The organism is [Clostridium] symbiosum, from assembly GCA_036419695.1.
GTDB classification, from domain to species: domain Bacteria; phylum Bacillota; class Clostridia; order Lachnospirales; family Lachnospiraceae; genus Otoolea; species Otoolea symbiosa_A.
Genome location: CP143946.1, coordinates 1,691,864 through 1,717,379 on the forward strand (window position 1 = coordinate 1,691,864; position 25,516 = coordinate 1,717,379).

At 50.6% G+C, this 25,516-nt stretch carries 17 protein-coding genes and 1 riboswitch; all 17 genes read left to right on the plus strand.

All coding sequences use genetic code 11. The features are described from left to right. The first annotated feature begins 370 nt into the window (after positions 1-370). The 17 genes from V3C10_07905 (at position 371) to V3C10_07985 (ending at position 25,484) form a co-directional block, all read left to right on the plus strand. Positions 371-2,614 carry an EAL domain-containing protein gene (locus V3C10_07905; protein WVP63717.1) on the plus strand — a complete coding sequence of 748 codons (2,244 nt, stop codon included), beginning with the start codon at positions 371-373 and terminating at the stop codon, positions 2,612-2,614. Between the two features lie 90 nt (positions 2,615-2,704). Then, positions 2,705-3,355 carry a response regulator transcription factor gene (locus tag V3C10_07910; GenBank protein ID WVP63718.1) on the plus strand — a complete coding sequence of 217 codons (651 nt, stop codon included), beginning with the start codon at positions 2,705-2,707 and terminating at the stop codon, positions 3,353-3,355. Continuing rightward, positions 3,348-4,706 (plus strand): HAMP domain-containing sensor histidine kinase, encoded by a 1,359-nt coding sequence (locus V3C10_07915; protein WVP63719.1) that lies wholly within the window; start codon positions 3,348-3,350, stop codon positions 4,704-4,706. The genes V3C10_07910 and V3C10_07915 overlap by 8 nt, the downstream gene beginning before the upstream one ends. Before the next feature lie 109 nt (positions 4,707-4,815). Then, positions 4,816-7,155, plus strand: a complete 2,340-nt coding sequence (locus tag V3C10_07920; protein WVP63720.1) for a glycoside hydrolase — start codon at positions 4,816-4,818, stop codon at positions 7,153-7,155. Between the two features lie 350 nt (positions 7,156-7,505). Beyond that, positions 7,506-7,850 carry a sigma factor gene (locus V3C10_07925; protein ID WVP63721.1) on the plus strand — a complete coding sequence of 115 codons (345 nt, stop codon included), beginning with the start codon at positions 7,506-7,508 and terminating at the stop codon, positions 7,848-7,850. A gap of 45 nt (positions 7,851-7,895) precedes the next feature. Further along, entirely contained in the window at positions 7,896-8,648 is a 753-nt protein-coding gene (locus tag V3C10_07930; GenBank protein ID WVP63722.1) for an RsiV family protein, read from the plus strand. A 195-nt stretch (positions 8,649-8,843) separates the two neighbouring features. Beyond that, positions 8,844-9,542, plus strand: a complete 699-nt coding sequence (locus V3C10_07935; GenBank protein WVP63723.1) for an ABC transporter ATP-binding protein — start codon at positions 8,844-8,846, stop codon at positions 9,540-9,542. Positions 9,543-9,544: 2 nt separating this feature from the next. After that, a complete protein-coding gene (locus V3C10_07940) occupies positions 9,545-11,839 on the plus strand; it encodes a hypothetical protein (protein WVP63724.1) in 2,295 nt (764 codons plus the stop codon). Further along, positions 11,836-13,197: an ABC transporter permease gene (locus tag V3C10_07945; GenBank protein ID WVP63725.1), complete on the plus strand. Its 1,362-nt coding sequence runs from the start codon at positions 11,836-11,838 to the stop codon at positions 13,195-13,197. The genes V3C10_07940 and V3C10_07945 overlap by 4 nt, the downstream gene beginning before the upstream one ends. Positions 13,198-13,289: 92 nt before the next feature. Beyond that, positions 13,290-14,978 carry an ATP-binding protein gene (locus V3C10_07950; protein WVP63726.1) on the plus strand — a complete coding sequence of 563 codons (1,689 nt, stop codon included), beginning with the start codon at positions 13,290-13,292 and terminating at the stop codon, positions 14,976-14,978. A 69-nt stretch (positions 14,979-15,047) separates the two neighbouring features. Beyond that, a riboswitch (NiCo riboswitch) is annotated at positions 15,048-15,139 on the plus strand. A gap of 91 nt (positions 15,140-15,230) precedes the next feature. Then, a complete protein-coding gene (locus tag V3C10_07955; protein ID WVP63727.1) occupies positions 15,231-17,759 on the plus strand; it encodes a cation-translocating P-type ATPase in 2,529 nt (842 codons plus the stop codon). Positions 17,760-17,849: 90 nt separating this feature from the next. Then, positions 17,850-18,614 carry a DeoR/GlpR family DNA-binding transcription regulator gene (locus tag V3C10_07960; GenBank protein ID WVP63728.1) on the plus strand — a complete coding sequence of 255 codons (765 nt, stop codon included), beginning with the start codon at positions 17,850-17,852 and terminating at the stop codon, positions 18,612-18,614. Positions 18,615-19,144: 530 nt separating this feature from the next. Next, positions 19,145-20,191, plus strand: coding sequence for a substrate-binding domain-containing protein (locus tag V3C10_07965; GenBank protein ID WVP63729.1), 1,047 nt, complete (start codon positions 19,145-19,147; stop codon positions 20,189-20,191). A gap of 400 nt (positions 20,192-20,591) precedes the next feature. Further along, positions 20,592-22,085 carry a sugar ABC transporter ATP-binding protein gene (locus tag V3C10_07970; protein WVP63730.1) on the plus strand — a complete coding sequence of 498 codons (1,494 nt, stop codon included), beginning with the start codon at positions 20,592-20,594 and terminating at the stop codon, positions 22,083-22,085. A gap of 24 nt (positions 22,086-22,109) precedes the next feature. Then, positions 22,110-23,087 (plus strand): ABC transporter permease, encoded by a 978-nt coding sequence (locus V3C10_07975; GenBank protein ID WVP63731.1) that lies wholly within the window; start codon positions 22,110-22,112, stop codon positions 23,085-23,087. Positions 23,088-23,116: 29 nt separating this feature from the next. Further along, on the plus strand, positions 23,117-24,604 hold the full coding sequence (locus V3C10_07980) for an FGGY-family carbohydrate kinase (protein ID WVP63732.1): 1,488 nt from the start codon (positions 23,117-23,119) through the stop codon (positions 24,602-24,604). A 43-nt stretch (positions 24,605-24,647) separates the two neighbouring features. Then, positions 24,648-25,484 (plus strand): class II aldolase, encoded by an 837-nt coding sequence (locus V3C10_07985; protein ID WVP63733.1) that lies wholly within the window; start codon positions 24,648-24,650, stop codon positions 25,482-25,484. The last annotated feature ends 32 nt before the right edge of the window (positions 25,485-25,516 follow it).

The following is a 25,516-nucleotide window of genomic DNA, read 5'->3' on the forward strand; positions in this document are numbered from 1 at the left end:
CGCTATTTTACCAATATCCATGAGCATTGCACAAATTAATAGTCCGATTTGCATGACATCCGCATAAATACTCATCCTTCTCTAATTATATCTTTTACCATTTAATCTTTTATAATCGCGTCTATAAACTGACTGGGTGAAAAGCCATTATATTATTTTTCTCTCTTTAAGGGCATCTTCTGTCCTATTAATTCCCTTTTACTTCAATAACATAGGAGTTGGTCTATTTTTTGTTCTTGTGTTTCTTGCAGGTTGCCGGTAACATCCGTTGAATTGCCCAAAATATGATGATATAATGATTAACAGAGCGCCGAAAAACTTGAGTGTACGGTGAAGCTTAAAAAATACAGATAGAAGACGGGAATTGGGAATGAAAGAGCGTGACAGGAAAATCAAAAACAGAATGTACCGGCTGTATGCCGCTTTGCTGGCGGCAACGGTTGCAGTGGGACTTTTATGTATGCTTTTAGTATCACAGAGTAACCGGGTCATATCGGCGGAAGCGAGACGTTATCTGTCGGAATTATCGCAGCAGACCACGAACAAGGTGGACTCGGGGATCCGGAATGAACTCGATATTCTCCAGAATGTCAGCATCACCCTGACGGCATTTGACAAGGATCCGGAGGAGAACGGCGAATACTTCCATCTACTGACGGAAAAGAGTCCATTTGACTGGATTGGATACGTGGATATGGAAGGGACGCTTTATGACAACTATATAGAGGACATAAGGAATGTCAGTAGTTTTGCCGTAATCAGGAATGCTCTGAACGGAAAATCCGGTGTCAGCTCGGAGCTTACTTCGGTTTACGACGAGAGACAGGGCGCTTTGTATGCCGTTCCGTTTTACATGGAAGAAGAACTGGTGGGCGCCGTGGCGGGCTGGGTTCCTACGGAGACAATGGTGCTTCTTCTGGATACGGATACGTTTAAGGGATATGGATACTCACACATTGTCACAATGACCGGTGATTTTATCCTGCATTCCAGCAACGCCAATGTGGTGGTAGACGGAAAAAATTACTTTGAAACACTGGAATCCATGAACGCGGAATATAACAGGGAAGAGCTGAGCCGCGTCAGGGCGGACATGCTGGGGAAGAAGAGCGGAGCGTTTGAATTTACTGTTTCCGGGGAAAAACGAATGATGCATTATGTGCCGTTGGCCGAGGGAGACTGGTACCTCTTATCGCTCGTGTCTCCGAACGTCTATATGAGCCGCATCAACCAGCTCAAATACTTTGCCCTCGGTAACAGTATCTGCATCGTTTCCCTTTTTCTGGCGCTGATTCTTTACATACTCTGGACAAAGCGGCGCGAGGTGTCGGAAATCACCCAGGTAGATCCTGTTACGGGAGGTTTCACGGCCCTGCGTTTTGAAAAAGAAGTGAACCGGATTAAGAGGGGCGGTCAGGCGTTTGCATTTATCACACTGGACATCCGGCGGTTTAAACTGATTAATGATTCCTACGGTAAAGATGACGGAAACAGGGTGCTGAAGCATGTCCACGACGTGCTCTCCTCCCAGCTTAAAACGGGTGAGTGTGTATCGCGTATTGAGTCGGATATCTTTAACCTCGTCATCAGGGAGACGGAGCAGGAAGAGATACGCAAACGGATGAAACATATCGTGGATGAAATCAATGCGTTTAATGAAGGACAGCTGATTCCATATTATCTTCAGATCAACTGCGGAGTTTACCTGGTTACCAACCGTTCCGAGGACGTCATAACGATACGCGACCGGGCCAATGTGGCGCGGAAGGGAAGCAGGGAGGCGGGCGATCATCTTCTGAACTGCATGTTCTATACGGATATGGAGCGTCAGAGGCTGCATCAGGAGATAGAGATGGAAAATACGATGGAGATCGCCATGAAAAACGGGGAGTTCCAGGTTTATTTCCAGCCCAAAGTCAGCCTGACGACAAGAAAGACGGCCGGAGCCGAGGCGCTTGTGCGCTGGAACGTTCCCGGAAGGGGAATCGTGCCGCCCGGAGAGTTCATCCCTCTGTTTGAGAGGAACGGCTTTATCATAAAAATCGATCAATATGTCTTCGAACAGACATGTGCGCTGCTGCGCAGGTGGACGGACGAGGGACGGGAACTGATTCCCATCTCGGTCAATCTTTCCAGAAGACACCTGGAAGATCCCGATTTTCTGAAACCTTATATTGAAATCCGGGAACGTTACGGCGTACCGGCAAAATTTCTCGAAATTGAGCTTACGGAGGCCATGGTGTTTGAAGACCTGGGACGTATCAAGGGCGCCATAGAAGAGATACACAGGGCGGGATTCCACTGTTCCATGGATGATTTCGGAAGCGGATATTCTTCGCTGAATGTATTAAAAGAAGTACCGATGGACAGCCTGAAAATGGACCGGGGATTTTTCGTCGGAGAGAACGGGCCGAGGGGTACCGATGTTGTAAAGGCGGTTATCGGCCTGGCCAAGGGCCTGGGAATGACGGTGGTGGCCGAAGGAGTCGAGTCGGAAGACATGGTGGAATTTCTTACCAGAGCGGGCTGCGATATGATACAGGGATATATTTTTGCAAAGCCGATGCCTGTCGCCGGGTTTGAAGAATATGTGGGACGCGGAGGCCGTTCTTAGGCTGTAACACGGATGTCACATTGCTTTGCTATGCTGTCGGTGTACCCGGCGGAGGCCGGAAAATTGAGAGAGTGAGGAGACTTATGGTAAATGAGGATACTGATAGCGGAAGACGATCCGGATATGCAGAAGATTCTTACGATGTACCTGAAAAAGGAAGGCTATGATGTGACTGCGGTTTCAGATGGAAAAGCGGCGCTCGGTTACCTGATGGAACACAGGATGGATCTGGCTGTCCTGGACTGGATGATGCCGAGGATGAGCGGCATTGACGTGTGCCGGGAGCTGCGGAACTACGGAATACCGGTAAAGGTGCTGATGCTGACTGCAAAGAGCGGATCCGAGGATGAGATCGCGGGACTCAGCGGAGGGGCCGACGAATATATACACAAGCCCTTTGATCCGCGGATCCTGATGCTGAGGATTAAAAAACTGTGCGGCCTGGAAAGCGTGCTCCGGTGCGGACAGCTCTCACTGAACCAGGAAAATATGACGGTGTCGCTGGACGGTGAGATACTGAAACTGACAAAGAAGGAATATGAACTGCTCCGTTACCTGATGACAAACCGGAAAATCATATTATCCCGGGAAAAGCTGCTTGAACAGGTTTGGGGAATGGATTACGACGGAGACGACAGGACCGTCGATACCCATATCAGGAGACTCAGAAGCAAGATAGGGGAGGGCTTTATCACGACCCATGTCGGCCTCGGATACTCACTGGAGGAGCCGCATGACTAAGCTTGCCAAAAAGTTTTTATTCAGTATTTCCCTGATTCTGCTGGCCGTAATCGGAATTTCGGTGGCGGTGAACAGCCGGTTCGCAAACCGGTATTACATCCATCAGAAAAAAGTACTGCTGGAGCAGATTGCAGACGAGCTGCTGGACGGAAAGGAAGAGACGGAGGAGACCATTGCATCATTGGAAGAAACGTATGACGCCGTGATCGCGGTTGCGGATACCTCCGGCGATATCAATGAGGTAAACGAGGAACTGAAATCCGCATTTCTTGAAAAGGGCCTTGGCCTTGCCAGATACTGGCTCTGGGATCAGGACTATGTAAGAACCCTGAGGGAAGGACGCTTTATGCGGATATACCGGCAGGAACGGATGAATTACAGTCTGGCGGTAGAGTATGTGGAGCTGGGAGGACGTCTGGCCGGAATTGCCATTATAATTCCCGATATGGAAGAAATGATAGCCTTGATTAACGTCTGTACAATGATTATCTTTGGCGGCGCCCTGATCATCATCATTCTTTTATGTGCCTATCTCGTACGGAGGATCACAATTCCCCTTGCCGGGATGGAGAAGTTTGCGGAGGAGATAGCCGGACAAAATTATGGAAAGATAGAAATACACACCGGGGATGAACTCGAAACCGTGGCGGAGAGCATGAACCAGATGAGCGGCGCAATCCGTGAGAACCTGAGGGGGCTGGAGGAAAAGAACCGCCAGATGGAAAGTCTCCTGAACAACGTCTCCCATGACCTGAAAACACCGGTTGCATTGATCAAAGCATACTCCTCCGGAATCAGGGACGGGATGGACGACGGAACATTTCTGGACACGATTATCAGGCAGAATGAGAGAATGGAAGACATCATAGAAAAACTTCTGTACCTGTCGCGTCTCAAATCCGGCGGGAAGGAGTCGGAGACCGTCGATGTGGGGAGCCTTATGGAAGAACAGCTGGAAGGACTCGCCATCGAACTCCGGAACAGGGGGTTGACGGTCAAAACCTCTAAAGAGGGATGTACTATAATAAAGGGCGACCGGGGAGCGATCGGCTGCATGATTGAAAACCTGCTTACCAATGCCGTAAAATACGCCTCGGGAACTTTCGTTGAGGTAAGGCTGCTGGAAAAAAACGGCTCCCTCATGTTCTCCGTGTCCAATGAAACAGAACAGGAATTTGACGATCCGGAGCAGCTCTGGGAACCCTTTTATGTGGGGGAGGAGTCGAGAGACAAAAACATGTCGGGAACCGGACTGGGACTTTCGATGGTCCGTTCTATCGCGGAGAAGTACGGTTATGAGTGTACCTGCCGGACGGAAAAAGGAAAAATTGAATTTGTTATTACATTTTAGGTGAAAGAATCCCGCAGACGGGATTCTTTTTTTGATGTGATACCGCTGTCACATCCCTGTCACACCGCTCTGCTATACTTTCCTCACCACGCAAAAGGAGGACAATCAATTGCAGAAGAACATAATGAGTGCGGTGCTGGCATCCGCCCTTCTCATAACCGGCTGTGCCGGAAACGGAGCAACGGGAAGCAATATAAAAGAAAACGGAGTCAGAGAAAGCAGAGAAAACGCCGAAGAGGCGGCAGAAGCAGGAAGCGGCCGGCCGGTGCGCTTTAAGGTGGAGCCGGAGACCTTTGCACTGACTTTGTTTGACGGGGAAGAAAAGCTGGAAGCTTCCCTGCCGGGAGAACAAAAAGAGGTGGAGGCGTTGAAGGAGAGTGAGGATGGGACGGAATGGTTCTATCCGCAGCAGAATATGAGAGTAACGGTCACACCGGAAACGGATCATCTGGCGGTTACATTTATCTCAGATTCAGGAAAGGATAATACCGTAAACTGGCCGGCTGCAAGGGGGGATTATTTCTATCTTCCGATGGGAGAGGGGAAAAGAGTGCCGGGAAAGGATGAGGGATGGGCCAAATATCTGACGGACATGGATTTTACCGTGATGGAGAGCCTGTCCATGCCGTTTTTTGCGGTTTCCCAGGGGGATAAGGCGCTGGTCTATATCATGGAAGATCCCTACCGGACGGAACTGCATTTTGAAGACCCGGACGGGCTGGAAGTGGAACTGCGCCACAGCTATCCGGAGATCGCTCCCAACAAGTCCAAAGGGTTCAGAATCTATGTGACGGACAATGAGCCGGTCCGGATTGCAGGCGTCTATAAAGATTACCTGAAGGAGACGGGACGTTTTACCACCCTGGAACAAAAGGCCGGACGGAACCAGGAGGTTCAGAAACTGTACGGCGCGCCCCATTTTTATCTCTGGTGCAGCAGGGCGGTTGAGCCGGAAGACATCAACTGGACGGCGTTTCGCAGTGCGGCCGGAGAACCGGCAATGGCGTATGTGGCCGAATATGTGAAAAGTCAGGAAACGGGCAGTGAGTTTGGAAACGTGTTGAATGAAATCCGCTCCCAGGACTATGTGAGCCGGTACCAGCAGAATGTAATCTGCCGTGGAATCACGGAGGCGGTCGCAGGCCGTGACTTTTATGACCGGGGAAGACTGCCGGAGCCGGTGAAAAACGCCAAGGGGCTCCCCGGGGCAAAAGAACTCAATGAACCGGAACGGATCGCACTCAATAAGGCGGCCCTGTATGCGAATCTGCCGGGAGTATTCATAACGGAACCGGAAAACTGGGGAACAAAGGGCAGCGCCGGACTAATAGAAGAAATGAAGGCAGGCGGTATTGATAAGGCCTGGATTGGACTTGACAACTGGGAAAATGCCTGGAGGAATCCAAAACTGGTTCAGGCAGCGGCGGATGCGGGATATCTGATCGGGCCGTATGATTCCTATCATTCCATCCATGAGCCGGGAAAGGAAGAATGGAATACGGCGGCATTTAAAGACCACACGCTTTACGAAGAGGCTGCGATCGAAAACAGGGGCGGTGAGAAAGTGGCGGGATTTAATGAGGTGGGAAGAAAGCTGAATCCTATGTTGGCTCTGCCGTCCGTCAAGGACAGAACCTCATGGATTCTGGGCACCGGAGTCCCGTTTAACTCATGGTTTGTGGATTGTGATGCGGCCGGAGAACTCTACGACGACTATACGCCGTCCCGCCGGACGACAATGGAACAGGATACGGCGGCCAGGATGGAACGTCTTGATTATATAGGGGAAGAGCTGGGCATGGTGGTTGGTTCCGAGGGGGGTAACGACTATGCGGTGCAGCATATTGCCTTCGCCCACGGAATCGAACTCCCCTCCTTTTCCTGGCGTGATCAGGATATGAAGAAAAATAAGGAGAGCAAGTATTACATTGGAAAATATTACAGCGCTTCCGGAGGCGTCCCGGAGCATTTTGGCAAGAAAATCCCATTAAAAGAGGAGTGGAGCCACATTTTCACGGATATCTCCTTCGACGTCCCTCTGTACCGGCTCGTCTACAACAATTCGGTGATTACAACCTACCATTGGGATTGGTCCACCTTAAAGATCGAGGGGGAGGAGACGGCCAGGATGATGAGGGAAATTCTCTATCATGTGCCGCCGCTCTATCATCTGGACCGAGAAACCTGGGACAGGGAGAAAGAGACTATCACGGCCCATGTCAAAGTCTGGTCGGAATTTGCCGGGAAGGCGGCGCGTGAGGAGATGACGGATTTCGAGTATCTGTCCGAAGACGGAAAGGTCCAAAGAACCGAGTTTGGCAAAGATTTGGAGGTAGCGGCCAATTTCTCGGAGGAGCCGTTTCTCTATCAGTCCATTGAGATCCCTCCGGGAAACGTATTAATTCGCTCGGGAGATTCCGTACACCTTTACTGTCCACAGGTTTACTGATAAGACAGGAAATATTTTCAAATCATGATGATACCGTTTGCAGGGGACCAGGTTATTTAGTATAATGGGGAAGCAAAGGATGCGAAGGAGCTGATACGGCTGGCCGATGCCAGGTTGTATTCGGAGAAAAGCAGCGGAAGAAACAGGACCGTCGTCTGCTGTGGCGGGCAGGACGGGGAATAACAAAATTCACATTGAAATCAGGATTTCTGATCAGCGGTTACCTCGGATCGGGAATTCTGATTTTTTAAAATCATAGGAAAACTTTTTTTCGTTTCTCAAACTTTTGAAGAGTATCGTTCATCTAAATAACAGGACAGAAAAGAAAGAGACTAAGAGAGGTGATAAACATGTGTGATGATGTACGCAGGGAGCTTGTTACCTACATCACGGAAAATCAGGAGCGGCTTTACCGGTTTGCCGTCGGCCAGACGGGAGACCGAGAAGATGCAATGGATATTCTCCAGAATGCCATTGTAAAAGCGCTGGAGAATTATATGGCCATCAGGAATCCGGAGGATATGAAGACATGGTTTTTCAGGGTATTGCTCAACGAATGTTACGGATATATGAGAAAGGAAGTCGCCTTCGAACTGGAACAGGTGTACAGGATGCAGGAGAGTGAACCGGAGCTGGAACCGTATGACTGGGATATGTACCGTCGGATACAGGAGCTGCCGGAGAAAATCAGATGAGGCGGAGAAAACTGGAACAGGATATAGGAAGAACGAAGAAAATTTATGAGTCGATGGAAATTCTCGAAGAACTTGACCAGGCCGTACGGAAAGCGCTGGAACACGAGCGAGGCGTTTGCCGCGACGGCAAAGCAGCTTCCCATTATCGGCGCCGTCTCCAAAGTGCTGACGTTCAGAAATTATGACACGGCCGACGGGGAGAAAGAGATTCATGTGGAAATCCCAGAGATTCAGGAAGAATCGGGCAATGAGACCTCCGAACGCCTCGCCGCTGATGTGAACCGTGAAATTGAAAAGATTATGGAAGAATATAAGGCCGGCGCCGAAAAGAGGATTGCAGAGTATAAAGAGGCATTCCTGGCTACGGGAGGCACCGAAGCGGAATTTGCAGAAAAAGGAATTAAAGTGGATGCGGGTTATGAGGTGAAATATGAGACGGAGGATATCCTTTCCCTGGAGGTGACAGCGAATGAGAACTGGACCTCCGCATACGGAATCCGCTATTACTATAATCTGGATTTGAAGAACGGGAAAAAGATTACGTTGAAGGATTTATTGGGCCCGGATTATGTGAACAGGGCCAATGAGAGCATTCACACACAGATGAAAGAACGCATGGCCCAAAACCCGGATCTCGCATATTGGGATGGAAGCAATGGGATAGACGGATTCAGTACGGTCGATGAAACGACAAAGTTTTATATTGGCCGGAGCGGCAATCCGGTGATCGTATTCGACAAATACGAAATAGCGCCTGGAGCGTTCGGAGCGCAGAAGTTTGAGGTAGCAAGAGAGTAATTAAAGTGAAAAGAGGAAGAGGCAGTCTGCATCAGCAGGCGGCCGCTTCCTCTTTTTGCTGAGCGGCAATGAAAAGTCCATGAAGCGCGCTTTGCGTCGTTTTGCGGGAACGTCTTAAGATTTCTTCAGATTTATATGGTATATTTTTTGAGTTTTTATCCTGTAAGATTCCGCTATAACAACGGGAGGAAAATAATGGAGAGAAGAGAACCGGCAATACAGGTAAAAAACGTCAGAAAAGTATACAGAATGGGTGACGAGGAAGTGGTTGCCTTAAACAGAATTAATCTGACCATCTATAAAGGAGAAATCTGCTGTATCTTCGGCACCTCGGGTTCGGGAAAGAGCACGCTGCTGAACCAGCTGGCGGGAATGGAAAAACCGACCAGAGGGGAGGTACTGATCCAGGGACAATGTGTGTCCAGAATGAGCGAGGAGGAACTTGCGGCCTTCAGACAGAAATATATCGGGTTTATCTTTCAGTCCTATAACCTTCTACCTTCCATGACGGCTATTGAGAACACGGCCATGCCCCTGATGTTTCGGGGGATGGAGAAAGACAAGAGGGAAAAAATAGCGGAAGGACTCTTGAGGAAGGTCGGCCTTTCACACAGGCTGCATCACTATCCCGGACAGATGTCGGGAGGACAGCAGCAGAGGGCCGGAATCGCCAGGGCTTTTGTGACAAGGCCCCAGGTTGTTTTTGCCGATGAACCGACGGGAAACCTGGATTCAAGGACAACGGCGGACATTATGAAGATGATAACGGGATTTGCCAGGAAATACGAGCAGACTATTATACTGGTCACCCACGATCCGGGCATGTCGCGGTACGCAGACCGGATTGTGACACTGGTAGACGGAAATATAATCGGAGATGAAAGGAAAAGATAGAGATGAAGGGTAAATTGGCGGCAAAACGGACGGCAACATGGATTCTGAGCCTGATAATAGCGCTCGGGACATGCGGCCCGGTGAGGGCGGAGGAATTATCCGCTCCCGCGGCGGCAGAGGCAGCGGCAGGAGGTGTGGACGCAGGAAGTACATCAGCAAGTACATCGGCAGGAGGTACGGCAGTGGGAAACACGCCGCAGGGCGGCAGGGAGAAAGGGCCCTCGGGAAGCGAGGGCGGTGAGGAATCCGGCAATTTGACGGTGGACGGATACGAAGTATATACAGCTGGGAGCAATAAGACCTCGGTGAGCAATATCAGAAAAGGAAAGCAGGTCAAGCTGGTTGTCTCGGTCATAGCGGACGGACTTACGACAGAGGAAGTAGGAAAGAACGGCGTTTCCGTCTCCAAGCTGTCCGACAGTTTCAGAAATGCCGGAGCGGCGAAGGTAAAAGTAACCTCGGAGCGTGACGAACCGCTGGAGTTCACGGTAACCATTCCGAAAACCACCTATTCGGGAAAGGGAAATACACTCCGTTTGAAGGTGAACTATAAAAAATCGGGCATTCCATCGGAGACCGTGGAAGCCGAGATCAGCGAGTGCGAGGAATATGAGGGCGGCACCGGCGACTCCGAGACGACGGGGCAGCCGGTCATCCGGGTTAAGCGAATCAGCCCGCAGACCTCCATCGGGCCGGGAGAACCGTTTTCACTGGAACTGGAGCTTGAAAACACCAGCGGAGATTCCGACATCCAGGATATGGTGGTCAGTGTGACGCCTGGAAATTCTCTTTTTATTACAGATGATACCAGCTCCCAGATAGTTAATTACATTGGGACGAAACAAAAGAAAAAAATCACTGTGAAGATGACGGCAGGCCAGGAACTTCCGGGCCCGTCCCAGTCGCTCGATGTGGAGATGAAATACAATTATTACTCAGGGGGCAATCTGACGAACGGTTCGCTCTCCCAGAAAGTACAGATACCGGTCCGCGGCGGGATATCCGGCCAGCCGGTGATCGGGATCAGCCGCATTGGGGCGGCAGGACCCATAAAAGCCGGGGAAGCGTTCAATGTGGTGATAAGACTTGAAAACACCAGCAAAGATAAGGACATCCGTAATCTCTCCGCAGTGATGGAACCGAACGACCAGATTTTCCTGCTGGATGAGACCGATACAAAACAGCTTGGAGAGTTGAAGGCGGGGGCGGCGATCGAGGTTCCGGTGCGCCTCCAGGCGGGAAGCGAGTTAAACGGAGCCGCCTCCCAGCTGTTGGGGCTGACCCTCAAGTTTGATTATGATTCAGATAAGGGAGCCACGCAGGGCAGCATTTCCGAAAAGCTCGTGATACCGACGGAAGGAAAGGGCGGAAAAATGAATATCCCCACCCCGAATATCATAATCCGTAATTATTCGTACGGTGAAAAAGTCAACGCGGGCCAGGTCTTTGATCTGGAAATGGAGATGGCCAACACAAGCGGCCAGGCCGCTGCCGAGAATGTGGTCGTATCCCTGGAGACGGGGGAAGGAATTTCCATCAATTCTTCCTCCAACACCGTGTACATACCGAAGCTGGGAGCCGGAGAGACGAGTAAACAGACCGTAAAAGTGCAGGCGCTGTTCCAGTCAAAACTCCAGTCGCCTAAGATCACCATCACATTCAAGTACGAATATGTGGACGGCAAGGAGAGAAAACAGGCGACATCCACGGAGACGATCGCAATCCCGGTCTATCAGCCCGACCGTTTTGAACTGAAAACACCCGTTTACTCGGAAAACTTCCGTCAGAATGAGGAGGCCACAATCTCCATTCCGTACGTCAATAAGGGCAGGGGCCAGGTCTTCAACGTGGAGGCAAAACTGGTGGGCGACATAAACGCCCTGGAAAAAGATCTGACTCTCGGAAATTTTGAGGCGGGGAAGAGCGGAACCATCGATTTTGTGGTGACGCCGCAGAACCAGGGAGCATTTGAGGGAAAGATCATCGTGACCTATGAGGATGAAGCGATGCAGGTGAAAACGGAAGAAGTGCCATTAAATGTCACCGTTGCCGAGGCGCAGGAACAGACGGCCGACGCTTTCCCGGAGGAGCCGGAAGAAAGAAAAGGCCTGCCGATCATCCCTCTGGCAGCGGCGGGGACGGCTCTGCTTATCATCATTGCAGCCGCAGTGAAAGCCGGAAAGAAAAGGGCGGGAAAAGAAGAGGAGGAAAAAGATACGGACGAGGACTGGGAAAAAGACTTCTTTGGTGATGAGCCGGGGGAAGAGGCAGAAGAGGAGGATGAGTCAAAGCAATGAGAATAAAGGATCTGATTACGGTCTGCTTGCAGAACCTGAGCCGCCACAAGGCCAGGACCATGCTGACCGTGCTGGGAGTCATCATAGGCTGCTGTTCCGTCGTCATTATGATATCAATCGGAATCGGGATGAAGCAGGCGCAGGAGAGCGCATTGGCCCAGATGGGAGATCTGACCATCATCACGGTCTATCCGACCGGAAAAAATGCAAACGGTTCCGGAATCAATACCCAGGCAATCGGCAAGATGAAGCAGATAAAGGGGGTGGAGGCCGTTTCCCCCAAGCTCACGGCCCAGAATGTCACGGTAACACTCTATGCGGGCAAAAATAACCGGTACCGCACCACCTACGCCGAAATCGTCGGCATTGATATTAAAGCGGCGGAAACGATGGGATATAAGCTGACCGAAGGGAGTTTTGAACAGTGGAAACCGGGAAAAATCTTTGCAGGCCAGGATTTTGCTTACAATTTTGAGGATACGAAGCGGCCGGAGGGAAGAAACACGATTGACATGTACGGCGGCGAATTTGACGCAAATGGAATGCCGGTTAAACCGGCACCCTATTTTGAACCGATGAAGGCGGAAATAACCGCGGAGTTTTCAGACGGCGGCGAGGACGATAAAAAGGTAACAAAAAAGTTTGAGACGGCCGGAATAATGAAGGAAGACTATGGCAAAGGGATGGAAACTTCCATGGGCCTTATCATGAGCCTGGGCGATTTGCAGGATCTGCTGGATCAGCAGGCCAGGCTGAGCGGAAAGAAGGTGAAGAGAAAGAAGGGCTATTCAAGCGCCATGGTCAAGGTAAAAGACATTAAAGATGTGGCCGGGGTGGAAAAACAGATTAAGGCCCTGGGGTTTCGGACCAGTTCCATGGAAAGCATCAGAAAACCGATGGAGCGGGAGGCGAGACAAAAGCAGATGATGTTTGCCGGAATCGGCGCTGTATCCCTGTTTGTCGCCGCCCTCGGCATCACCAACACCATGATTATGTCCATTTCCGAGCGGACCAAAGAGATTGGGGTGATGAAGTCCTTGGGATGTTTTGTGAAGGATATCCGGAAAATTTTTCTTCTGGAGGCCGGCTGCATCGGCCTTGCGGGAGGGGTGGCCGGCGTTATTTTAAGCTACGGGGTTTCGATTATCATGAACCTGGCGGCAGGCCGGGCATCTTCATCGGCTTTTTCAGATATGGGAGGCGATATGATGAGTCCGGCCGGAGGCCTGTCCGTGATTCCCTGGTGGCTGGCCGCGTTTGCCGTTTTGTTCTCCGTCTTCATCGGAGTGGGAGCCGGTTATTACCCTGCGTCGAAAGCAGTGGGAATTCCGGCGCTGGAAGCGATAAAACACGATTAAATTGCGATTATTTAATGGAAATATTCTATAATTTCCGGTATAATGTAGGTAATATTCAAAAAATGGAAAATTGTGCAGGAGGTAATTCGGCTATGGAGAAAAAACATAATTATCAGAAGATTGAACAACTGTATGCCGAGAGCCTGGTTACCGTTTTTGATGAGTGTATTATCGCCAACTTAAGTGACGACTATTATGTGAACTGCCAGAAAGACATGATGTGGACCGATATACCGGAACGCGGAGAATTTGGCGCCGAAAACCTTAGATACGCATCAATAACCGTGCATCCCGACGACTTTGCCGAATTTTGCGCCTACTTTTCAAGGGAAGCGATGCTCCGTCTGTTTGGAGAAGGGAAAAAGCAGATATCCAGGCGTCTCAGAAGAAAGACGGCGGACGGCACATGGCACATGGTTGAATTCACCTCCGCCAGAATTAAAGCTCCGGAGGATGAATGCTGGTGCGTTCTTGTATTCAGGGATATCAATGAAGAATATCTGCAGGAGAAACGGCAGCAGGAGGCCGAACAGGAGAGGGAACGCCGCTCCAGGGAGCTGATGAGCGAGGCGCTGGAGAAAGCCGAAGCAGCCAGCATGGCTAAAAGTGAATTTCTTTCAAAGATGAGCCATGATATCAGGACTCCGATGAATGCCATACTCGGAATGACTGCGCTGGCTAAAATACACCTGGATGACAAAAAAAGGCTGGAAGATTATCTGAATAAGATTGAAATTTCGGGAAACCACCTGTTGGGGCTGATTAACGAAGTCCTGGACATGAATAAGATAGAAAGCGGAAAAGTGGAGCTTGCCGAGGCAGACTTTGATCTCACTGATATGGTGAGGGATGCGGTTTTGATGGTGCAGACCTCAATGAAAAAGAAAGAGCAGAGGCTTACGGTAGACATCCAGGAGGGAATCAACAAGGTGGTGAGGGGAGATGAACAGCGCCTGCGCCAGGTTCTGATTAATCTTTTGGACAATGCGTCCAAATACACCGGGTTCTGCGGGAAAATCAGAGTTACGCTCAGGGAACTGGAGTCGGAGGGAACATCCGGTACGTACCGGCTCGTCATTGAGGATAACGGGATCGGCATGGAGAAAGAGTATCTGGAACGGATTTTCGAACCATTCAGCCGGGCCGATGATTCCAGAATCAGTAAGATAACGGGCACCGGACTGGGAATGACGATCGTCTGGAATACAGTGAAAATGATGGGTGGTGACATAAAGGTTGAAAGCGAATACGGAAAGGGAACACGTTTTACCCTGACTTTTTACCTGATAAAGAGCAGAAGCCGGGATCTCCGCCTCAAGGCGCCGGAAGTCGGGATTTCCGATAACCTGGATGGAATGAAGATTCTCCTGGTGGAGGATAATGAGATGAACCAGCAGATCGCAAGGGAGATGCTGACCCTCCTCGGAACGCAGGTAGAGCTTGCGAATAATGGACGGGAGGCGGTGGAGGCGATTTTCGAAAAACCGGCTTATTATTACGACATGGTATTTATGGATGTGCAGATGCCGGTTATGAACGGATATGAGGCTGCAGAGCGAATCCGGGAGTCCGGGCTGGAGGGGATTGACGAGCTGCCCATTATCGCGCTGACCGCTGATGCCTTTTCGGAGGATGTGATAAAGACGAAAAAAGCTGGCATGAATGATCATCTGGTAAAACCGGTTTCCATTGACAGTCTGAGAACCGTGCTTGGGAAATATGCGGGACTTAAATTCAGCCGTTATGAGGAGCTGGCGTCCGAACTGCCGCAGGAACGCTAAATTGCCGCAGAGAATTTTTCGCCGGAAATGTTAATTAACAAAAACCATAGCAAACCCGATGCCTGCCGCATATGATACAGAGAGCAGGCAGCGGTTGAAACCAATGCCGGGCCGCATTAGAGCGGCAGCAGATAGTGCGTCAGCACATCTGCGGGACAGTGAATGTTCCGCAGGTGTGCTTTTTTCATTCTATGGGAAAGGAATCCGATCGGGATGGGCACTCACCAATATCACATGAATCAGGAGGTTTCTATGGCAGACACAGACAGAGAGCAGGCAGGGCTTACCTCTGCCGAAGCTGCAGTATTGCAGGAACGATTTGGAAAAAACGAGCTGACAGCCGAAAGAAAAGGGAAATTTATAAAAAAAGCGGTCCATATTTTGAAAGAACCGATGTTTCTCCTGCTCTTTTTCGCGGCGGTTGTATATTTCATCCTGGGAGAGCCGGGGGATGGGGCGGTCATGTTTGTATTTATCACGGGCGTCGTCGGGATTGACGTAATACAGGAATGGAAAACGGACCGCACGCTGGCCGCCCTGAAGCGGATGAACGCGCCGCGTGTTAAAGTGCTCCGGGATAAAAGGGAACAGATCATTCAGGGCGAGGAACTGGTGCCGGGAGACGTCTTCTTCCTGTGCGAGGGGGACCGCGTGCCGGCCGACGCAGCAATTATTGCATGCAGTGATTTCTGCGTGGATGAATCCATGCTGACCGGTGAATCGGAAGGAGTCTGGAAGACGGCGCCGGGCAGTGATAACCCGGGCAGCGCCGGAAACTTCTGCTATGCCGGGACGCTCATCACCCAGGGAAACGCAGTCTTAAGGGTAACAAAAACGGGAAATAACACGGAATATGGAAAGATAGGCCTCGGTGTCGCCTCCGCGCCGGAGGAGCCGACCCCGCTGCAGCGTCAGACAGCCGGGCTGGTACGGATCTGTGCCGTGATAGCGGCGGTGCTGTTTTTCCTGGCGGTGGTTTTTGCTTATCTGAATCTTCCAGGAACCGGAATACAGGAGAGGATAACACGGAGCGTCCTGTCGGGCGTGACGCTCGCCATGGCTCTGATTCCCGAGGAATTTCCGGTGGTGCTCACGGTGTTTCTCTCCATGGGAGCCTGGAGGCTGGCGAAAAAGCATTCCCTTGTGCGCCGCCTTCCGTCCGTGGAGACGCTGGGGGCGGTAACCGTCCTCTGCTGCGACAAAACGGGGACGCTCACGATGAATAAGATGAGCGTACAGGAAACCTGGGCAGTGGAGGGGGACAGGAGAAAGCTCCTCAAGTCCATGGGAATGGGATGCGAGCCAGAGGCCTATGATCCGATGGAGAAGGCGATGCTTGCATACTGCCGGGAAAACGGCATCAACGAGAGAGAGCTGTTTGAAGGGACTCTTGTGAAAGAATACTCCTTTGACAACCGGAAAAAGCTCATGGGCCACGTTTGGCGGCGGCATGGCCGTCTCGAGGCGGCGGTGAAGGGTTCACCTGAGAAGGTGATTGCCATCTATAAAGACGGTGGAAAGAAGGAGGAGGCCCTGAAACAATGCGCCTCCATGGCCGCCGGGGGACTCCGCGTCATAGCGGTAGCCGCGGCAGGCAGGGAGGCGCTGAGAGAAGAGGATATTCCTGAAGAACCGGAGGGCTGGGAACTTACTCTCTGCGGTCTGATCGGTCTTTCCGATCCTCCGAGGGAGGGGATCCGGGATGATATTGAGGTGTGCCGGAAAGCCGGAATCCGTGTCGTCATGATCACAGGCGATAACGGGGAGACGGCGGCCTCGGTGGCCGGACAGATTGGAATTGAGAGCGGGGCTGTCGTCACAGGGGATGAACTTTCACAGATGACGGAGGAAGAGCTGTGTGAAGCGGTGAAAACATCGTCCGTTTTCTCAAGAGTAATTCCGGAGCATAAAATGCGGATCGTAAAGGCATTTAAAAAGAACGGCGAGGTGGTGGCCATGACGGGAGACGGCGTCAACGACGCCCCGGCCCTTAAGTACGCCGATATCGGAATCGCGATGGGGATGAGGGGAAGCGAAGTATCGAGGGAAGCGGCCGACCTGATTCTGATGGACGACAATTTTACGACGATCGTGGAAACCGTCAGGGACGGACGGCGTATCTATGATAACATCCGCCGGGCCGTCGGTTACATTCTCACCATCCATCTGCCCATCATATTTACCTCCCTCCTTCCGCCTCTTCTTAAAACATCCCCGGACGCCCAGATGCTGCTGCCCGTCCATATCGTGCTGCTGGAACTGATTATCGATCCGACCTGTTCCATCGTGCTGGAGCGCCAGCCTGCTGAGAAGGGGATTATGGAACGGAAACCGGGAGAGTCATGCGGCCGGCTGCTGACGCGCCATGTGCTGGTAAAAAGCGTGCTTCAGGGGCTTGCGATTTCCCTGGCATCTTTTGCCGTTTATTATTGCCGGATGGGAGGAAGCCCGGAAAAGGCGGCGGCTTCCCGTTCCATGGGGCTGATGGTCATCATGATTTCAAACCTGTTTCTGGTGCTTGTTAACTGTTCGGACACGGAACCGGCATTCCGATCCCTGTTTCGCCTTTTAAAAGACCGTGGGATGCAGGCGGCGTTTGCGGGAATGCTCATCATGCCTGCGGTGATCCTCTATTCGCCCGCAGGCAGCTTCCTGAAACTGAAGCCGCTGACGGTACGCCAGCTTGCCGTTTCCGTGGCGGTTTCCGCGGTTTCCGTTTTCTGGTATGAGGCGGTGAAACTTGCGGCCCGGCACAGGACGAAGGAAAAGAGCGGTGTCTGAATATATGCTTGAATATGTTCGTTTTAATGTTATAATAATTGTATCAGACTGTAGGAAATTACAAAAACTGTGAAAAAGGATGGTGCCCCCGTGAACAAGAGCGAAAGATGTCTGGCCATACTTGACATTCTGCAGAAGCAGCATAAGGTGGAGGTGAATGAACTGGCAGCGCGGTTCGGAATTTCCGAGATGACGGCGCGAAGGGATTTGAATCTTCTGGCCCGGCAGTACAATATTACAAGGACCCATGGAGGGGCGCTGATGGCGAACCAGCCTGTTGTCAGGATGATTTCATTTGATGAATCGCGCATTTCCAACAAAGAGGCCAAAGAGAAGATAGCGGCAAAAGCGGCCACCCTTATCAAAAACGGACAGAGGATTTTCATTGATGCGGGCTCCACGACAAGAATCATTCTGAACTATATGGATGACGAGACGCGGGCGGTGATCGTGACAAACCATCTGAAGGTGGCGGAACACGCCCTTTCCTTCGACAATCTCTCCGTCATTATGCTGGGCGGTGAGATGATTCGCATCACCAATTGCAGCTCCGGCAGTGTGGCCGAAGAGCAGATCAGGAAGTACCAGCTCGACACGGCATTTCTCGGCGCCGCCGCCATCGGAACGGACGGGAGGCTCTATGACGGATACTCTCCGGAGGCCAGATTCAAAAGCTCTATTTTTTCCGTGGCCAAGAGGATTTACCTGCTGACGGATTCATCCAAATTCAACACCTACGACCTAAACGAATTTGCCGCCCTCTCCCAGGTGGATGCGGTAATCACCGACGCGGGGATCGACGAGGAAGGAATGAACCTGCTGAGAAAGTATAATGTGGAAGTTATAATCGCGTAACGGATGACAGAGCGGCTTCAATAAACAGGACGGGAACAGATAAGAGGTTAAAGAATAACAATTAATAACACGAAATTTAAATGATAAAACCTTAGGAAAGCGCTGCAGGCTGTACCCGCAGCGCTTTTTGCACTTATGTACTTGCCACCGTACCTCGGCCCGCCTGTAACCATCGTACTTCCGGCCTCTTCCAGCCTATTCCGGTGTTGCGGCACCGAAAAAATTCTGTTTTTTTCTCCCAAAACCAATCATTTCCCCTGAATGAAACGAACTGAAACGAACATCAAACAATCCGGCGATTCCCTTTGAAACGCAAGCTGTTCTCATTTGATTCGGAAAAAAACTCAATATCGAACATAAAAGAACAAAAACTAATAAAAAATCGAACGCTAACTGTACAATTATGACAAAAATCGACGTTTAAATTTAGGCATAATTGGCATTGAAGTACAAAAACCGATGTGCTAATATGTTCGTACAATCAAATAGAGCTCAGCTAATTCAAAAAAAGCGAGAAGGAGGATATTTTTATGAAAAAATTATTATCTGTGATTTTAGCAGGTGCAATGGTGCTTTCCATGACAGCCTGCGGCGGACAGAAAGCGGCTGAAACAACGGCGGCTCCGGCAGAGTCCACAGCAGAGGCGGCTGCAGATGCAGTGACGGAGGCAGTTTCGGAAGCGGCAAAGGAGGGGAATTACACAATCGGATTTTCTCCATACACATTGACAAACGAATACTTCACCGCAGTTTTAACAGGTGTTCAGACGGCATGTGACGAACTGGGATGCGAGCTGATTTACTTTGACCCGCAGAACGACCCGACTAAACAGGCTTCCCAGATTGACGATATGATCGCAAGTGGAATTAACGCACTCGTATATATCCCATACGATTCCGCAGGAGCACAGACCGTACTTCAGACATGTAAAGACGCAGGCGTAAAAGTCATCAACGTAGACAACGTTATTAAAGAAGAAGATTACGAGCTGGTTGACGGAATCATCGCTTCCGACAATACACAGCTTGGATACCTTTCAGGCCAGTGGGTTGCAGAGCATCATCCGGACGGAGCAAACATTCTGATTGTTCATCTTCAGACAGCTGAATCCTGCATCATCAACGTAGAAGGATTCTGGCAGGGAATTAAAGAAAACGTAGAGAATCCGGATGCATTCGTAGAAGTTCAGGTAGTAGAAGGCAAAGGCGCCACAGACGCAGCATTCGAAGTTGTATCCGATGCACTTCAGGCTCATGACAACATCGACGTAATCTACGCAATCAACGATACATCCGCTTTAGGCGCAGTACAGGCGGTTGAAGAAGCAGGCAAGACAGGAACCATCGATATCCTCGGCAAAGACGGCGCTCCAATCGGAAAACATGCCATCAAAGACGGCACAATGGTACAGAGCTCCGCTCAGAGACCTACATACATGGGATACATGGGAGTCAAAGAAGCCGTTGACCTTTTAAACGGAAAAGAAATTACATTTAACACAAGCATCGAATCCTACAGCATTACGGCAGACAATATCGATAAATACGATCTTGACGCATGGGATTCCCTTGACTAACCACAGTCAGACAGAGAACAATTTTGTAACAGAAAGACGATAAATGACATAGAATTGGCTGACGTGTAAAATATGTTACCTTTCAGTGCTGCCCCCACGGGATTGTAAGCATGAACCGTAACAGCAGAGTTTTTGATTACGTGGTTCGGCTCAAAATAAGATTTGAGCCGGACCACTTATCATTCAGTGAAACAGGTGGGAGAGAATCTCTAAAGAGGTCACGTGCAGATAGGAACAGTTCAGACAGGTCTGCGCATTTACTGCGCTGACCGTACAAAAAGGTAGTGGCAGCAAGCATTCGGCTCATCGCGCAGCGATTTCATTAGCCGAATGCCGTAACAGTTCATGCTGTCTGAACTGTTACGCAGATAGAATCATTTCAGGGAATACGAGGTAGCATATGGGCGAAACAAAACTCTTACAGATGCAGAATATAACAAAAGCATTTGCTTCAAACGTGGTACTGACCGGTGTAAACCTTTCTGTCGGAGAGGGAGAAGTGGTAGCCATCCTCGGTGAAAACGGAGCCGGTAAATCAACCTTAATCAAGATACTGGGCGGAATCTACAAAGCGGATTCCGGCGAAATACATATAAATGGAGAATTGAAAAATATACATTCTGCCGCCGTGGCGGGGGCGAACGGAATCAGAATCATCCATCAGGAAATCATTCTGGTGCCGGCCAGGACAATTGCGGCAAATGTTTTTATGGGGCGTGAGCTCAAAGATAAATTCGGGCTTGTCGATGCAAAACAGATGGAACAGGAGACGCAGAAGGTCATAGACGATCTGCACTTGAACCTCCGGGCGGATCAGCTGGTGGAGGACTTGTCCATCGGTATGCAGCAGCTTGTGGAGATTATCAAGGCCGTGTCGGCCGAGGCCAGAATCGTGGTCATGGATGAGCCGACCTCCTCCCTTTCCCAGGGCGAGGTGGAGACGCTGTTCGACATTATCAGGCTGCTGAAGAAAAAAGGAGTGGGAATTATCTACATTTCCCATAGGCTGGAAGAACTCTTCGCCATTACCGACCGGATCGTGGTCCTGCGTGACGGCAAGATGATTGGCGACGTCCCGACGCCCGAGGCGGATAAAGATGAGCTGATCAAGATGATGGTAGGCCGCGAACTGAGCAGCTACTATACGAGAAACAAACACGAGATCAAGGGGATTTCCCTCGAAGTAAAGGGTCTGGAGCATGAGAAGTATTTCAAAGACGTGAATTTCCATGCCAGGTACGGCGAGATTGTCGGGTTCGCGGGCCTTGTCGGGGCCAGGAGAACGGAACTGATGAAGACCATATTCGGAGCTTACCAGAAATCCGGCGGCGAGATTTTCCTGGACGGTAAAAAGCTGGAAATCCGGCGGCCCCAGGACGCCATCGACAACGGCATCGTCTATGTCTCGGAGGACAGAAGGGACGAGGGGCTGATTCTCAAAAATGATGTGAAGTTCAACATGGGCCTTGTCTGCCTCAGCGATTTTATAAAAGGAGTCGGTGTAAAACAGGCGGACTGGGACAAGATGGTGGAGGATTACAGAAAGAAATTTTCCATTAAAATCACTTCGGCCAAACAGCTGGCCGGCAACTTAAGCGGCGGCAACCAGCAGAAGGTGGTTTTGAGCAAGTGGCTGGCAAAGAATCCAAAGGTCATTATCCTGGATGAGCCGACGAGGGGCATCGACGTAGGCTCCAAGGCGGAGATATACGCCATCATCGACGAGCTGGCGGCAAGCGGCGTTTCGATTATTATGGTTTCTTCGGAACTCCCGGAGATTATCAATATGTGCAACAGATGCTATGTCATGTGCGAGGGAAAAATCACCGGCGAACTGTCCGAGGAAGAATTCTCCCAGGAATCCATGATGACGTATGCAACAAACAGAGAATAAGGAAAATTTTTAGGAGGTACAACTATGGAAAAAAAGAAGGAACTGGGAGTTCCATTCACAGGCTCTGCTTATCTGAAGCGTAATATCGGAACGATCATCGGTCTGATCCTGCTTATCATCATCGTTTCGGTTTCCACACCGAAGTTTTTAACGTCATCGAACCTTTTAAACCTTTTAAAATCCAACTCGGTTAACGCAATCATCTGCTGCGGCATGCTGCTTGCGATTCTGATGGGAGAGATTGATATTTCCGTCGGTTCCACCGTCGGCCTTACGGGCGTGATCGGCGCCTATATGATTACCAACTTAAATGCGCCGGTATGGGTAACCGTACTAAGCTGCCTGGCGGTGGGCGCCCTGGTGGGAACCATCAACGGTTTTGCCATCGCCTATCTGCAGGTTCCCGCATTCGTCGCCACGCTGGCGACGCAGTGTATTGGCCGCGGGCTCACCGAGATTATCTCCGGCGGCGTGACAATCCGTGTACGCAACGCCACCTATACGGGACTCGGCAATACGAACCTGGGAGGAGTGTCAATCATTATTATTTATGCAGCTGTTATTCTGATTGCAACCTGGATTTTATTAAATAAGACACGGTTTGGGTATTATATCTATGCGCTGGGCGGCAACAAGACGGCGGCGAAATACTCCGGCGTCAATGTAAAGAAATACAACATGCTTCCCTACATCCTCATCGGCCTGCTCTGCGGCGTGGGTGGAATCGTGTGGTCGGCCCGTCTCGGTTCGGCGGCGGCGACACTGGGCAACGGATTTGAGATGGATGCCATCGCGGCCGTTGTAATCGGCGGAACGAGCATGTCGGGCGGCGTAGGAACCGTGGGCGGCACCTTTATCGGTATTCTGATCATCGGCGTTATCACAAACGGCCTCAATCTGATGGGAATCAACTCCTTCTGGCAGGGCGTATTCAAGGGAATCATCATCATGGTAGCTGTGGTCATCGACGTGTTTAAGAAGAGCCGCTCCAAACAGCAGTAATAAAAGGCAATTCATAAAAAGGAGATACTATGGCATTTGCAGGACTGGATGTCGGAACCAGCGGAAGTAAGATGCTGGTCTATGACCTGGATGGGAACGTACTTTTTACAGCTTCCAGAACGTATGAGGAGCTGGGCGGCGGCGGGCACAGGGAACTGAATCCGGAGACCGTCATGAAAAATGTAAAAGAGGTGCTCCGTGAAGTGGGAGAGCGCTGTCCTGAAACGATAGAGGCCATGGCCGTCACGAGCCTTGGAGAATCCGTGGTCTGCCTTGACAAAGAGGGGAAAGCCCTGGCCAATTCCATGCTGACGGGCGATTCCAGAGGAATTAAAGAGACGGAAGAAATTATAGAAACAATGGGGGCGCAGCGAATCTTTGAAATTACCGGCCTGCCTCCCAACGAGCTTTACGGCCTTCCCAAATACATGTGGCTGAACCGGAATACGGACGCGGTGAAAAAGGCGGACGCCATTCTTTACTATGAAGACTTTGTCGGATATATGCTGACCGGGAAACGAATGGTGAGCTATTCCTCGGCGGCCCGCAGCATGGCCTTCGACATCAGAAAGATGGACTGGTCGGAAGAACTGTTAAGCCTTGCGGGAATCAGGAAGGAACAGATGTCAACGCCGGTGAAACCGTGTACCGTGATTGGGACGATACTTCCCGGAGTGGCAAAGGAGCTTCATCTAAATCCCGACATGAAACTGGTGGTCGGGGGCCACGACCAGAGCTGCGCGGCCCTGGGAAGCGGCCTGTGTGCGAGCGGGGCGGGAGAATGCGGGATGGGAACGTGTGAGTTCCTGTTCACAATGCTTCCGGAGGCCATGATGACGCCTTATATGATAGAAAATGATTTTACCTGCATCCCCTATATCCTGCCGGGGACTTACCTTTCAAGCCTGGAGGTGACGACCTGCGGAGCGCTTAAAAACTGGGCGAGGGACAACATTTTAAAAGGATTTAAGATGGAGTGCGATGCAAAGGGAGAGAATTTCTATTCCTGCATCGACAAAGCCGTAAAGGATATCCGTACGGACGTCATGGTGCTCCCGCAGTTCGGTTCATCCGGAAACCCGGATCTTTCCATGGACGCCAGAGGAACCATCACCGGCCTTACCATCCATACAAGGGCGGAAGAAATCTACCGGGCGATTCTGGAGGGAATGGCCTTCCAGATGTATCTGTCCTATGAGCGCTTCAAAACGCTGGGGACAAAGATGAGCCGCATCGTGGCGACGGGAGGAGGCGCAGCCTCCGAACTGACCCTCCAGATCCGGGCCGATATATTCAATATGAAGGTCTTTTCACTGGAAAATGAGGAATCGGGAACCTTGGGCTGCATGCTGATGGCCGCATCGGGTACGGGGGCCTACACTTCCCTGGAAGAAGGAATCAGAAGGGCCGTAAAGATTAGAAAAGAATTTTCACCCGATCCCGCCATGCATGAGTACTATATGGAAAAATTCGCGAAATACAAAATTCTGTATGAAAGAATGTATGACTTCAAGTGACAACCCGAAAACGAGATAAAAAAGAAAGACGGAGGAGAGAATTATGAAACTTGTAAATGGTTTTGACCTTATGGAATTTGCCAAGAAATATCATCATGTATTACCGGCGTTTAACACGACCAACCTGGAAATGACCTATGCGATTGCAAGAGGACTGCAGGAGGCAAATTTGCCTGGATATATTCAGATATCCTCCAATAACCTGCGGCTTTCCAACCCGCGTGTCATTGCCATGATAGCGCAGGATGCCGTTAAAAATTCGGAAACGCCGATCGGGCTTCACCTGGATCACGGCAAGTCCTTTGAAGATGTTAAGGCATGCGTGGATGCCGGATTCACCTCCATCATGATTGATGCCTCCCACTTACCGTTTGAGGAAAATGTAAAAGAGTGCCGCCGCGCCGCAGAATACTGCCATTTCTACGGTATTCCGGTGGAGGCGGAGCTCGGCGCCCTCCAGGGGAAAGAAGAGGATGTGGTAAATGAAGCGGAGTGCAAGACAGACCCGGCGATGGTGGCCGACTTTGTGGAACAGACGGGCTGCGATACCCTGGCCGTATCCGTGGGCAATGTCCATGGACTGTGCCTGAATCCCCAGATAGATATTCCGCTTCTTGCAAAAATCAATGAAGTTTCTTCCGTTCCGCTGGTACTTCACGGCGGTTCGGGAATCCCGAAGGAGGTAATCTGGGAGGCTAAGAAACACGGCCTGATTAAGATTAACTATGGTTCGGATTTGAGAAAAGAATACATACGCACATTTGGCGAGGCTTATGAGGCGAATCACAATGAGCACGACGTAATTCATCTGAGCGTTGAATCAGTTGAAAATGTAAGCAGAAAGGCCAGGGAACTGGTCACGATGATTAACGAAAACTAATCATTTGATGACGGCGGGAGACAAAAACAGAC

What these genes read in the sequence shown, in the direction of transcription:
- V3C10_07905 (WVP63717.1), top strand. Translation starts at nt 371, where the DNA reads ATGAAAGAGCGTGACAGGAAAATCAAAAACAGAATGTACCGGCTGTAT.
- V3C10_07910 (WVP63718.1), top strand. Translation starts at nt 2,705, where the DNA reads ATGAGGATACTGATAGCGGAAGACGATCCGGATATGCAGAAGATTCTT.
- V3C10_07915 (WVP63719.1), top strand. Translation starts at nt 3,348, where the DNA reads ATGACTAAGCTTGCCAAAAAGTTTTTATTCAGTATTTCCCTGATTCTG.
- V3C10_07925 (WVP63721.1), top strand. Translation starts at nt 7,506, where the DNA reads ATGTGTGATGATGTACGCAGGGAGCTTGTTACCTACATCACGGAAAAT.
- V3C10_07930 (WVP63722.1), top strand. Translation starts at nt 7,896, where the DNA reads ATGAGTCGATGGAAATTCTCGAAGAACTTGACCAGGCCGTACGGAAAG.
- V3C10_07935 (WVP63723.1), top strand. Translation starts at nt 8,844, where the DNA reads ATGGAGAGAAGAGAACCGGCAATACAGGTAAAAAACGTCAGAAAAGTA.
- V3C10_07940 (WVP63724.1), top strand. Translation starts at nt 9,545, where the DNA reads ATGAAGGGTAAATTGGCGGCAAAACGGACGGCAACATGGATTCTGAGC.
- V3C10_07945 (WVP63725.1), top strand. Translation starts at nt 11,836, where the DNA reads ATGAGAATAAAGGATCTGATTACGGTCTGCTTGCAGAACCTGAGCCGC.
- V3C10_07950 (WVP63726.1), top strand. Translation starts at nt 13,290, where the DNA reads ATGGAGAAAAAACATAATTATCAGAAGATTGAACAACTGTATGCCGAG.
- V3C10_07955 (WVP63727.1), top strand. Translation starts at nt 15,231, where the DNA reads ATGGCAGACACAGACAGAGAGCAGGCAGGGCTTACCTCTGCCGAAGCT.
- V3C10_07965 (WVP63729.1), top strand. Translation starts at nt 19,145, where the DNA reads ATGAAAAAATTATTATCTGTGATTTTAGCAGGTGCAATGGTGCTTTCC.
- V3C10_07970 (WVP63730.1), top strand. Translation starts at nt 20,592, where the DNA reads ATGGGCGAAACAAAACTCTTACAGATGCAGAATATAACAAAAGCATTT.
- V3C10_07975 (WVP63731.1), top strand. Translation starts at nt 22,110, where the DNA reads ATGGAAAAAAAGAAGGAACTGGGAGTTCCATTCACAGGCTCTGCTTAT.
- V3C10_07980 (WVP63732.1), top strand. Translation starts at nt 23,117, where the DNA reads ATGGCATTTGCAGGACTGGATGTCGGAACCAGCGGAAGTAAGATGCTG.
- V3C10_07985 (WVP63733.1), top strand. Translation starts at nt 24,648, where the DNA reads ATGAAACTTGTAAATGGTTTTGACCTTATGGAATTTGCCAAGAAATAT.